The following is a 12,492-nucleotide window of genomic DNA, read 5'->3' as shown; positions in this document are numbered from 1 at the left end:
CCACCGCTGCCGCTAGCCAAGCCGCGGACTCCGGTCCGCGGCTGTCTCGTTTCGCCCTCAGCGCCAGCAATTGCTGACGGTGCCGCTGGCAGCGCTCTTGCTGCCCAGGCTATTGAGGCTCAGCGTGCCGCAGCTCTCTCCCACTTGCCCGCCGGCCGGGGCCGCCTGCAAGGTATAGCCCTGGCCGTTGGCCAATGTGGCGGAGGCGCTCAGATCGCCCATGGTGATGGTGTAGCGGTTGTCCTGGCTGCTAATACTGGAGGAGGCGTAGCTCAGCGCGGTCAGCGAGGACGCATAAGCATTATTCAGCGTGAAGTATTTTTCCTGCGCCTGGGCGATGGCTTGCAGCTCGGTCTGCACTTCGGCCCGATAGGTGCGTTGCACGTAGTTGGTGTACGACGGCAAGGCGATGCTGACCAAAATACCGATAATGGCCACTACGACAATCAGCTCTATCAAGGTGAAGCCGCGATGTGTCCGCCGCGCCGCTTTGCTGCGATATCCCATTCCCCATCCTCAGTTATTGGTCAGTTCGCGCCAGGTGACGCGCTTCCAGCTGCGCCCCAAGTTCCAGCCCGTGATCGAGGTGCTGCCCGTGGTGCTGCTGGACAGCGAGTAGACCTTGCCGCTCAGGACAAAATCGGTGGTGCCCAACGAGCCGCCCATCTGCTTGCCGATGATGGGCTTGTAGTTGCCGGAGGAGTCCGTCGTCTGCGCCACGGTGTCCGCCAGCTTGGGCTTGATCCCGGCGCCGCCGTTATCGTACTGCACCCGCAGAATATAGGCGGCGTCCTTGGGCGTGCAAATATCGCTGGTATCCGAAGAAGGGATATAGGTCTGATATTCCAGCGTCTTCGAATAATAGTTCAGCATCCCCACCACCCGCTCGCCGCTGATGTTCAAATCCTCGTACCAGCCCAACTTGCCGGCGGTGGAACTGATCGAGCCGTACTGCGTCGAGCAGCTCTGGTTCGCCGTCGCGCTGGCCAGCGTGTAGTCTTTCCAGCTGATCGAGGTATTGGTGGCCTGCCGGTAAGTGGTGCCGCTGATTACATTGGTGGATAGGGTTTGTTGCAACAACAGGCGGCGATCGCAAACCGGCGCGCCCCAGTCCCAAATGCCGTACACGCTGTGGCTGTTGGATTCCGGCGTGCAGCTACTGGTCTTGTCGCAGCTTTCTATGTATTTGCCGGTGCCGAACATCACAATCCGGTTGCTATTGCTCGCCGAGGTGACGCCGTTGCTGACCGGCATGGGCGCGGTCACCGGCGCCAGCACGATGGGCTGGGCCACGCCGCTGCTGTCTTTGGCGCTGAACAAGGGCACGCGGTTCAAGGCCACTTTCCAATTGGACGGCGTGCCGGAGCTGAGGTCGAACTTCCACATATTGCCCTTCAGATCCCCGGCGTAGACCACGTCTATCGTGCCGTTGCCGTCCAGATCCACCGGCTCGATGGTGGACAGGCCGTTGGGCGACACCGCGGTGCCGGACAAGGTGGACAGCTTGTAGTAATTGCTGTTCAGGACCCAGCTGACGCTGGAATCCAGCGACAGAATCAGCAGGGCGGCGTCGCCGTTGGTGCTGTTGTAGCCATTGTGGCTGACCACATACCACTTGTTGTCATTGAGTTTGATGATCTGCGGCGCGCCGAACACATAGCCCATGTCCAGATCGTTGGTGGCGTTGAACTCCCATTTGGCGATGGAGGCGGCGCTGCTTTCGCTGAAGGCGTCCGGATTGGTGATATCCAGCAGATACAAGCCCTTACCGCCCGCGCCCAGGCCGCCGGCCAGATAGCTGCCCCAGGTGCTGCCAATCTGGGCGTCGACGGCAACCGGGGTCGAGTCGACATAGAAGTTATGGGTATAGGAGTTGCTGGCCAGCAGGTTCAGGTTGCCGAACACCGGCGAGGGGATGTAGGCCAGCAGTTCTGCGCCGGTGGTAGCCTGAAAGCCATGCAGCATGCCGTCGTTGGCGCCCACGTACACCATGGAGGAACGGCTGCCCTTGCTCGTCACGAAGGACTGGTAGCTGGTGCTGCTGTAGTTCGGATCGCTGGAGCCGTTCGCCGGTGCCGGGATGTAAGCCGGCGAGGAGTTGACGATGTCTCCCAGCTTGGTGGCAGGCCGCGGCCGGAACTGCGTGCTGCCGTAGCCCTCGTTCGCCGGGCTGCCGCGCAGATAAGTCAGCCGGCTTTGCGTCACTGAGCTGAGCTCGGACGAGGAAGCCCGCAGAGCCTGCTGCTGCACGGTGTTCAGGCTGGACCACTGGAAGGCTTGCCCGCCGCCGATGCCGCCGCTGGAAGTGATGATCTGGCGGCCGGTGTCGCTGTTCACCTTCAGCTTGGCGTTCCACAAGGGATTGCTCAGGGACAAGCTGGTGCCGCTGACCAGAATCTTGCGGGCGCTCAAGTCCCCGGACCAGTCCGCGCTGTTGACCGAGGCTTCGTAGTAATAAGTATCGCCGCTGATCGTGGACTTGCTGCCCACCCCGGCCGAACCTGACCCGTTCTGATTGCTGATGTTCTGGAAGGCCTGATCCAGCTGGGCGTTCAGTTTGGACGGGTTGCTGACCAGCGAGTAATTGTCGGGGTTGCCGTCGCCGTCCGCGTCCCATTGCCAGACATTGTTCGGGTCAAAGGAGTTGGGGCTGCTGGGATTGGTCTTGTTGTCGGTGAAACCGCCGTACTTGGCCATATACCACAACGGGCTCTCGAACAGCGTAGTCGAGCCCTTGGTCGGATCCAGCGTGAAGGTGGCGGTAAAGGTCAAGGGCAGCACACGGCAAGAGCCGCTGCTGAGGCCGTAATTCAGCGGGTTATAGCCTGACTGCCCGCTGCTGGTGCCTATGCACTGAGTAGCGCTGCTTGACTCGTTCTCGCGCACCACCAGGTAGGCGCCGGCCTTGTTCTCGGTGGAGGCCCCGGCCAAGGGTTGCACGCCGGAGATGATGAAACCCAGATGGTTTGCGTAGCCGCTGGCCGCATAGGTGGAGTTGACCGTCACCTGCACCTGATTGCTGCCCACCTTGCTGATCTGATAAGTCGCGATAGCATCCAGGTCGTAGTCGCTGCCGAACTCGCTATCGTCGAAGTTCACCTGAAAGGAATAGGAACTGCCGTCGCTGGCCGCGCTGGTCAGGAAGAAGTTGGTAATGGTCAAGGTATTGCTTGCGCCAATCACCACCTTGCCGAAAGGCACCAGCGTCACCGAACCGCCGGTCAAGGGCACGGTGATCTTGGGCAGGGGCGAAGACAGCCCCACCGCGAAAGTGCGCACCGGCGCCAAGGTGGCGCCGCTGGGCGGACTGGTCGGCGTCACCAGGATATTGGTGCGCGCATAATAAGCGGCCATCGCCGCGTAAAAGCTGCCCTGCCGCGTCGGCTCCTCCGGCGACAAACCGCGGACATCGAAATTGGAGGCGGGCTTGCTGGTCGGCAAACCGTCGGCGGTGCCGCCGGACACCTCTCCTATCATCACGTTCTTACTACCGCTGCCAAACTGGTAGCCCCACAAGGTGTTGCCCAACTGGCTGACGTTCATCCCGCTCAAATCGTTGCTGTAGGAGAAGCCCCAGGGCGAGCCCGGCATCTGACTGTCGTAAGAGGTCAAAGCCTCGCTGATCACGGTGACAAAGGGCTTGGTGCACCAGGCCCTGCCGTTATAGGGGTTGGTCCAGCTGGTGATCTTGGGCAGGCCCAAAGTACTGGTATCGATCGAGGTGGTGCCGGTGATGAATTTGGGCCCGCTCTTGCCCGCCAGATAACGCAGGCCCTCGTAATACATGGTGGCCACCGGGTTGCCCCAGTTGCCGCTGCCGCTGGTGGAGGTGTCGTAGCTGGAGCTGGGCTTATTGATCCTGAGGCGGTCGATCGTATCGGCCGTACCCCCAGCCTTAAAAGTACCGTCGCTGTTCAATTCGTCGCCGAACTTGCCGATGGCGTCGCGCAGCACCCCGCCCAACTGCGGCGAGTCATACGAGCCGGTCAGCAAGCCAAACTCCATATTGCTGCTGATGCCGTATTTGTGCAGCAGACCGGTGGGCAGGTAATTGCTGCCGTACTGATTGCAATTGCTCTCCAGCAAGCCCGCCACGCACACCCGCACTTGCATGGTCAAGGCGGTGAAGTTCTGAGACAGCTTGCCGTTACTCTCGGTGCTGACCCAGTCCGTCATCACGTTCTTGGTGGGATCCATCGCCGCGATCCGCAGCACCGGCGTACCCGGATAGGTGCCGCTATCCATGTTCACCATGACGATGTTGCGGCCCGCCGACAGCATGCTGGCAATAGTGCTGGTAGAGGTGCCGGCGCCATTTTCATACTTGGACACGCCCAGCGTGGTATCGACGTAGGAGGCCAAGGACACCGTGGGGCTAGTGGAAATGACGCTGCCGAAAGATTTGCCCCAGACATGGGCGTCCAGCGGGATGTTGGAGCGGATCAGCGTCGCGGGCGAAGCGCTGGCCCGCTTGCCGCCATACAGCGATTTGCGCAGCACATCGATGCGCGACATGGTGACGTAGTTGAGGAAGTCCCCGCTCCAGTGCGAGCCGTCGCAGGTTTTGTCGCTGGTCGTCGCATAGGGAATGAAAGCGCTGCTGGACGAGCTATAGGTGTAACACTTGAAGGAGTCGAAATAGCCGTAATAGTCGATGGACTTGGGCTTGTAGCCGATATCCGGCATCCCGACACCGTCCAGATCCGTATAGTCGTTGTAAGCTGCGACAAACAGATTATGGCTCTTGCCCATCACCAGCAGATTGATCGGGTTCACTTGCAAAGTGTTTTGCAATAAGGGCTGGGTCGGAATGGTCAACGCCCAGGCCAGGCTCCCCTGGGTCAGGGCCAAGATCAGACTCAAGCAACCTTGCATCAAGATGCGCGCCATCTTCCGTCTCCTTACTGCTCCACCCAGACAACGGACTCCAATTGCGTCTGGGTTGTGTTCAACAGGGTCTTGCGACCGCCGTAGCCCGTCGCCAGCAGGCGGTAGTAATCGCGCCCCCCGTTGGTGCTGACATAGCTAATGGTATAGGTGGCGGACGCGGCCGAATTGGGCACGGCGACAGTGCCGCTCGCCATGGTGCCGCTTGCCGGCAGATTGTCGGCCGTGGCGATATAAGTCTCGGCCTGACGCATCGCCACTTCCGCCGCCATGAAGGCGATGGCCCGTTCGCGATTGTTGCCGCCCAGTTTTTCTTCCATCAGCGCCGAACGCACCGCCCCGAAACCGAGCATCGCCAGCACGGTCAGGAAGATCAGGGCCACCAGTAATGAAAACCCCTGTTGTTGCGCCTTGGCCGTCATGACAGATTGTTCCGCAAGAAGATGGAGGTCCGGAAGGTACGCGCCAGCTTGCCGCTATTGGACACCCCGGCCGCCGGATAAGCGCTGCCATTGCAGTCGGTCACGGAGTAGCCGCTGGGCGCGGTGTACTGAGTGTCCGACTCCACCAGGATGCAGACCCTCACCACATGCACTTTGGTCCAGTCTGCAACCGCTGCCGCCGCCGCATAACTCTCTGGAATATTATCCGGCGTCGTGCTGCTATCCACCCCATACGTCAGCACCAATTGCTTCACCCCGCTCAACACCGTGCTGGTGCTGCCCGCCGTGGTGCAGGTCATCACATCGCTGGCGGTACGGGCAATTGCGAAATTATAAGCCGTCGACGCGCTGGCCACCGGACTGCCCTGGCAATCTATGATCTGATTATCGTTATTTCCGTAAAAGCGGTAGTTCAAAGTGCCGCTCGCCTCCAGCAACACCGTTCCCGCGCTCGTGAATGTGGTACCGCTGGCGGGGAAATTGACGGCCAGGCCATTGGCCAGCTTGGTGGTGTCCACATAGCCAGCCTGACGCACTTGCTCCGATATCCAGCGGAGGGCGAAACGGCCTTTCTCCTGCACCTCGGCCTGCGCCGCCTGGCTGCGAAACACGGTCTTATTGGAATAGAACACCTGGCCGACCAGCAGCACCACCATCAAGCCCAGTGTCAACGCCACCATCAGCTCGATCAAGGTCATGCCGCCTTCACGGCGGCTGCGCATCGCCAAGGTTTTCATCGGAATCGGTACTCGAAGGTCTGGGTTTGCATGGGAGTGGTGCCGCTCGCCGCTTTTTCCTGCCAGCTGACGCTGACCGAAACCTGACAAGCCGTACCCGTGCCGGAAGCCCCTGCCAGGCTGTAGCTACACGCGCTCAAGGTAGCCGCGGAACTGCCGTCCGTTTTTTTTAGCAGAACCTGCACCGAGCCCGAGCCCAGCAAACTATTGGCAGTGGATGAAAAGTAAGAAGTGTCTGTCGTCGCCATGGTCTGCGTGGCGGAACTGTTGGCGGTACAATCCGACGTCGCCACCCCGGAGGCGTAGCACCCCAGCGCGCCATTCAAATCCATCTGATTGCTGGCGGTATTCAGGGCGTAAACCTGATCGCCGGTCGCCGCCCTCACCCGCTCGGCCGCCTCCACCGCCAATTCCGAAGCCAGGCTGCGCATATAAGCGTCATGTGAATCGCGGATGGATTTCAGCTGCATGCCGGCCATGGCCAACATGCCTAGGGCCACCACCAGCACTGAGATCAGCACCTCCAGCAAGGAGAACCCGGCCTCCGCTCTTATCCGTGCGCGCATATTAATTCCCGCTGATCAAGCCGTACGGCGCCACCTGCACCGTGCTGCTGGCCGTAGTGGTCTGGCTACGAAACTGAATCTGCAGCGTGGTGGTTAGGCGCGTGCCGCTGGCCGTCGCCCCCCTCGCCTCGCCGCTGGGCGCAAAACGAAAACCGGCCACCGTGCTCGAAGCGACAGCGGCGCCGCCAGGGTTATGCACCGACAGGATTTCGCTGCTGGAAGGCGCGCCGCTACCATCGAGATCGGCGAAAACCAACCAGCCCACCGACCAATTGCTGGCCGTATTGGAACAACTGCTGCCATCGGTCGACGCGCACACGCCCACCGGCACGCCGCGGCGAATCGCTTCGGCGCGGGCATTGGTCATGTCCGCCACCAAGGCGCGCGACAACGCCTGGTAACGATTGGTGTCGATGAATTGGTTAAACGCCGGCACCGCCAATGCCAGGCCAATCCCCACCACCGCAATGGTCACCAATAGCTCAACCATGGTGAAACCACCCAACGTCGTTCGCCGGCCCATTCCATTCCCATTGCTTAAGCTGTTTTTTCAGGATTGTATAGAGAAGCGAACGCAGGCAAGCCTGGCTGGACAAGCGGCAACTAAATCAAGACAGAAGGGAAGACAAGGAGCAGAAACGGGAAAGGGATCGTCAGCCAGACGGCGATGCAATGCATAAAGCCCAGCTCGATTGAGCTGGGCTTTGCAATGGGGCGTCTGGCGGTGTCCTACTTTCACATGGCGAATGCCACACTATCATCGGCGCTAAGGCGTTTCACGGTCCTGTTCGGGATGGGAAGGCGTGGGACCACCTCGCTATGGCCACCAGACATAAACTGGTACAAACTTGAAGAAGCCTGGGATGGTCTACACCACCCCACATATATTCGGTATTCAATTGTGCCGCACAACACTATCTCGTCGCTCAGTTTCCCAAGCCACTCAAATGATAGGATCAAGCCTCACGAGCAATTAGTATCGGTTAGCTTAACGCCTCACAGCGCTTCCACACCCGACCTATCAACGTCCTGGTCTCGAACGACTCTTCAGGAGGGTCAAGCCCTCAGGGAAGTCTCATCTTCAGGCGAGTTTCCCGCTTAGATGCTTTCAGCGGTTATCTCTTCCGCACTTAGCTACCCGGCAATGCGACTGGCGTCACAACCGGTACACCAGAGGTGCGTCCACTCCGGTCCTCTCGTACTAGGAGCAGCCCCCGTCAAACTTCCAACGCCCACTGCAGATAGGGACCAAACTGTCTCACGACGTTTTGAACCCAGCTCACGTACCACTTTAAATGGCGAACAGCCATACCCTTGGGACCGGCTACAGCCCCAGGATGTGATGAGCCGACATCGAGGTGCCAAACACCGCCGTCGATGTGAACTCTTGGGCGGTATCAGCCTGTTATCCCCGGAGTACCTTTTATCCGTTGAGCGATGGCCCTTCCATTCAGAACCACCGGATCACTATGTCCTGCTTTCGCACCTGCTCGACTTGTCGGTCTCGCAGTTAAGCTACCTTTTGCCATTGCACTATCAGCACGATTTCCGACCGTACCTAGGTAACCTTCGAACTCCTCCGTTACACTTTGGGAGGAGACCGCCCCAGTCAAACTGCCTACCATGCACTGTCCCCAATCCGGATCACGGACCAAGGTTAGAACCTCAAACACACCAGGGTGGTATTTCAAGGACGGCTCCATGAGAACTAGCGTTCCCACTTCATAGCCTCCCACCTATCCTACACAAGTCTGTTCAAAGTCCAATGCAAAGCTACAGTAAAGGTTCACGGGGTCTTTCCGTCTAGCAGCGGGGAGATTGCATCTTCACAAACACTTCAACTTCGCTGAGTCTCAGGAGGAGACAGTGTGGCCATCGTTACGCCATTCGTGCGGGTCGGAACTTACCCGACAAGGAATTTCGCTACCTTAGGACCGTTATAGTTACGGCCGCCGTTTACTGGGGCTTCGATCAAGAGCTTGCACCCCATCACTTAACCTTCCAGCACCGGGCAGGCGTCACACCGTATACGTCCACTTTCGTGTTGGCACAGTGCTGTGTTTTTGTTAAACAGTCGCAGCCACCGATTCTCTGCGACCTCTCAAAGCTCCTCCCGCAGGGGATTCACTCTAAGAGGCATACCTTCTCCCGAAGTTACGGTATCAATTTGCCGAGTTCCTTCTCCTGAGTTCTCTCAAGCGCCTTAGAATTCTCATCCTGCCCACCTGTGTCGGTTTGCGGTACGGTTCTTATGCAGCTGAAGCTTAGTGGCTTTTCCTGGAAGCGTGGTATCAGTCACTTCAGGTCCGTAGACCCTCGTCATCACGTCTCGGCCTTAAGGGGCGGCGGATTTGCCTACCACCCCAGCCTACCGGCTTAAACAGACTATTCCAACAGTCTGATGACCTAACCTTCTCCGTCCCCACATCGCACTGCATAAAAGTACGGGAATTTTAACCCGTTTCCCATCGACTACGCTTTTCAGCCTCGCCTTAGGGGCCGACTCACCCTACGCCGATGAACGTTGCGTAGGAAACCTTGGGCTTTCGGCGAGCGGGCTTTTCACCCGCTTTATCGCTACTCATGTCAGCATTCGCACTTCTGATATCTCCAGCATCCCTTACGAGACACCTTCACAGACCTACAGAACGCTCCCCTACCATCTGCACTTACGTGCAAATCCGCAGCTTCGGTTATCAGTTTGAGCCCCGTTACATCTTCCGCGCAGGACGACTCGACCAGTGAGCTATTACGCTTTCTTTAAATGATGGCTGCTTCTAAGCCAACATCCTGGCTGTCTATGCCTTCCCACCTCGTTTACCACTTAACTGATCATTTGGGACCTTAGCTGGCGGTCTGGGTTGTTTCCCTCTTGACGATGGACGTTAGCACCCACCGTCTGTCTCCCATGCTCGCACTTTCCGGTATTCAGAGTTTGCCATGGTTTGGTAAATCGCAATGACCCCCTAGCCATAACAGTGCTTTACCCCCGGAAGTGATACATGAGGCACTACCTAAATAGTTTTCGGGGAGAACCAGCTATCTCCGAGTTTGTTTAGCCTTTCACCCCTATCCACAGCTCATCCCCTAGTTTTGCAACACTAGTGGGTTCGGACCTCCAGTGCGTGTTACCGCACCTTCATCCTGGCCATGGATAGATCACTCGGTTTCGGGTCTACGCCCAGCAACTAAATCGCCCTATTCGGACTCGGTTTCCCTACGCCTCCCCTATTCGGTTAAGCTCGCTACTGAACGTAAGTCGCTGACCCATTATACAAAAGGTACGCAGTCACGGAACAAGTCCGCTCCCACTGTTTGTATGCATCCGGTTTCAGGTTCTATTTCACTCCCCTCCCGGGGTTCTTTTCGCCTTTCCCTCACGGTACTGGTTCACTATCGGTCGATCATGAGTATTTAGCCTTGGAGGATGGTCCCCCCATCTTCAGACAGGATTTCTCGTGTCCCGCCCTACTTATCGTACGCCTAGTCCTTGGAATGCGTTTTCGTGTACGGGGCTATCACCCACTATGGCGGTCCTTTCCATGAACCTTCCACTAACACAATCCATAACACGTACAGGCTCTTCCGCGTTCGCTCGCCACTACTAACGGAATCTCGGTTGATTTCTTTTCCTGCAGCTACTTAGATGTTTCAGTTCGCTGCGTTCGCCTCCTCAGACCTATGGATTCAGTCTGGGATCTCCTTGCGGAGGGGTTTCCCCATTCGGACATCGCGGGATCAAAGCTCTATTGCCAGCTCCCCCGCGCTTTTCGCAGGCTTACACGTCCTTCTTCGCCTATGATCGCCAAGGCATCCACCAGATGCACTTAGTCGCTTGACCCTATCATTTCAGTAACCTAGATCACCAAAACAACAAGTGTGTTTGTGCGACGACTACACCGCCCCTTTTGATATGGCGACGTAGCCTAGATACAATCAAATACCCAAGATGACGATCCGTCCACGTAAAGAGTTAACTCTACGCTTCCTTCTCGCCGTCTTTATATATTCGGCTTCTTCAGTTTGTTAAAGATCAGTGCGTTCAAACAACGCGATCACAGTACTCATCCAAGCACTCTGATCGCGAGACTCAAACTCGCGAATAACCGATAGGCTGTAAGTACTCGATCAACAACCTTCTCTAGAAAGGAGGTGATCCAGCCGCAGGTTCCCCTACGGCTACCTTGTTACGACTTCACCCCAGTCATGAATCCCACCGTGGTAAGCGGCCTCCTTACGGTTAGCCTACCCACTTCTGGTGAAACTCACTCCCATGGTGTGACGGGCGGTGTGTACAAGACCCGGGAACGTATTCACCGCAGCATGCTGATCTGCGATTACTAGCGATTCCGACTTCACGCACTCGAGTTGCAGAGTGCGATCCGGACTACGATCGGTTTTATGAGATTGGCTCCACCTCGCGGCTTCGCGACCCTCTGTACCGACCATTGTATGACGTGTGAAGCCCTGGTCATAAGGGCCATGAGGACTTGACGTCATCCCCACCTTCCTCCGGTTTGTCACCGGCAGTCCCATTAGAGTGCCCAACTTAATGATGGCAACTAATGGCAAGGGTTGCGCTCGTTGCGGGACTTAACCCAACATCTCACGACACGAGCTGACGACAGCCATGCAGCACCTGTGTTAACGCTCCCTTTCGGGCACCGCCACATCTCTGCGGCGTTCGTTACATGTCAAGACCAGGTAAGGTTTTTCGCGTTGCATCGAATTAATCCACATCATCCACCGCTTGTGCGGGTCCCCGTCAATTCCTTTGAGTTTTAACCTTGCGGCCGTACTCCCCAGGCGGTCAACTTCTCGCGTTAGCTACGCTACCAAGGATTCAAACCCCCAACAGCTAGTTGACATCGTTTAGGGCGTGGACTACCAGGGTATCTAATCCTGTTTGCTCCCCACGCTTTCGTGCATGAGCGTCAGTGTCATCCCAGGGGGCTGCCTTCGCCATCGGTATTCCTCCGCATCTCTACGCATTTCACTGCTACACGCGGAATTCTACCCCCCTCTGACGCACTCTAGTCGTGCAGTCTCCAATGCCGTTCCCAGGTTAAGCCCGGGGCTTTCACATCAGACTTGCACAACCGCCTGCGCACGCTTTACGCCCAGTAATTCCGATTAACGCTTGCACCCTACGTATTACCGCGGCTGCTGGCACGTAGTTAGCCGGTGCTTATTCTTCCGGTACTCTCAGACCCAGCGGTTATTAACCACTAGGATTTGCTCCCGGACAAAAGTCCTTTACAACCCGAAGGCCTTCTTCAGACACGCGGCATGGCTGGATCAGGCTTGCGCCCATTGTCCAAAATTCCCCACTGCTGCCTCCCGTAGGAGTCTGGGCCGTGTCTCAGTCCCAGTGTGGCGGATCATCCTCTCAGACCCGCTACTGATCGACGCCTTGGTGAGCCTTTACCTCACCAACTAGCTAATCAGACATCGGCTGCTCGTATAACGTGAGGCCTTACGGTCCCCCACTTTCCCCCTCAGGGCGTATGCGGTATTAATCCGGCTTTCGCCGAGCTATCCCCCATTACACGGTACATTCCGATGCATTACTCACCCGTTCGCCACTCGTCAGCGGTGCAAGCACCCTGTTACCGTTCGACTTGCATGTGTAAAGCATGCCGCCAGCGTTCAATCTGAGCCAGGATCAAACTCTTCAGTTCAATTCCAAGCAAATTTTCTGGCACGCAAGATCAAAGAAACATCGAGACATTTCTCGTCTTGCAGTGCAAGTGTTTGGTCATCGACCGAGCACTTACACCTATCGGTTATTCGTTCTGTTAAAGATCGGTGCAGGTCGCTGCGCTTCGTTTCCGCCGCTGCGTTGTCTGCTGAGGAGGT

6 protein-coding genes and 3 rRNA genes are annotated in these 12,492 nt (G+C 57.5%); all 9 read right to left on the bottom strand.

Going from position 1 to position 12,492, the window contains the following annotated elements; all coding sequences use genetic code 11:
* Positions 1-57: 57 nt before the first annotated feature.
* Positions 58-507, bottom strand: coding sequence for a type IV pilin protein (locus AB1Z25_RS00045; protein WP_107801148.1), 450 nt, complete (start codon positions 505-507; stop codon positions 58-60).
* Between the two features lie 9 nt (positions 508-516).
* A complete protein-coding gene (locus AB1Z25_RS00040) occupies positions 517-4,890 on the bottom strand; it encodes a pilus assembly protein (RefSeq protein WP_486636347.1) in 4,374 nt (1,457 codons plus the stop codon).
* Between the two features lie 11 nt (positions 4,891-4,901).
* A complete protein-coding gene (locus AB1Z25_RS00035) occupies positions 4,902-5,309 on the bottom strand; it encodes a pilus assembly PilX family protein (protein WP_486636346.1) in 408 nt (135 codons plus the stop codon).
* Positions 5,306-6,067 carry a PilW family protein gene (locus AB1Z25_RS00030; protein WP_486636345.1) on the bottom strand — a complete coding sequence of 254 codons (762 nt, stop codon included), beginning with the start codon at positions 6,065-6,067 and terminating at the stop codon, positions 5,306-5,308. Before AB1Z25_RS00030 ends, AB1Z25_RS00035 begins: the two co-directional genes overlap by 4 nt.
* Positions 6,064-6,633: a type IV pilus modification protein PilV gene (pilV, locus tag AB1Z25_RS00025; protein ID WP_486636344.1), complete on the bottom strand. Its 570-nt coding sequence runs from the start codon at positions 6,631-6,633 to the stop codon at positions 6,064-6,066. The genes AB1Z25_RS00030 and pilV overlap by 4 nt, the downstream gene beginning before the upstream one ends.
* Position 6,634: 1 nt before the next feature.
* Positions 6,635-7,156: a GspH/FimT family pseudopilin gene (locus tag AB1Z25_RS00020; protein WP_486636343.1), complete on the bottom strand. Its 522-nt coding sequence runs from the start codon at positions 7,154-7,156 to the stop codon at positions 6,635-6,637.
* A 193-nt stretch (positions 7,157-7,349) separates the two neighbouring features.
* Positions 7,350-7,464, bottom strand: a 5S ribosomal RNA gene (gene rrf / locus AB1Z25_RS00015).
* Positions 7,465-7,585: 121 nt separating this feature from the next.
* Positions 7,586-10,474: ribosomal RNA gene (locus AB1Z25_RS00010) — 23S ribosomal RNA — on the bottom strand.
* 304 nt (positions 10,475-10,778) lie between these two features.
* A 16S ribosomal RNA gene (locus tag AB1Z25_RS00005) occupies positions 10,779-12,314 on the bottom strand.
* The 16S, 23S and 5S rRNA genes sit together here, the layout of an rRNA operon.
* Between the last annotated feature and the right edge of the window lie 178 nt (positions 12,315-12,492).

The organism is Chromobacterium sp. HL1, assembly GCF_057418835.1.
The sequence above is the reverse complement of the archived record's forward strand: the minus strand, read 5'-3'. Positions and strand labels throughout refer to the sequence as shown.

Coding starts and splice junctions, on each gene's coding strand:
- AB1Z25_RS00035 (WP_486636346.1), bottom strand. CDS start 5,309: ATGACGGCCAAGGCGCAACAACAGGGGTTTTCATTACTGGTGGCCCTG.
- AB1Z25_RS00045 (WP_107801148.1), bottom strand. CDS start 507: ATGGGATATCGCAGCAAAGCGGCGCGGCGGACACATCGCGGCTTCACC.
- AB1Z25_RS00040 (WP_486636347.1), bottom strand. CDS start 4,890: ATGGCGCGCATCTTGATGCAAGGTTGCTTGAGTCTGATCTTGGCCCTG.
- AB1Z25_RS00020 (WP_486636343.1), bottom strand. CDS start 7,156: ATGGGCCGGCGAACGACGTTGGGTGGTTTCACCATGGTTGAGCTATTG.
- pilV (WP_486636344.1), bottom strand. CDS start 6,633: ATGCGCGCACGGATAAGAGCGGAGGCCGGGTTCTCCTTGCTGGAGGTG.
- AB1Z25_RS00030 (WP_486636345.1), bottom strand. CDS start 6,067: ATGAAAACCTTGGCGATGCGCAGCCGCCGTGAAGGCGGCATGACCTTG.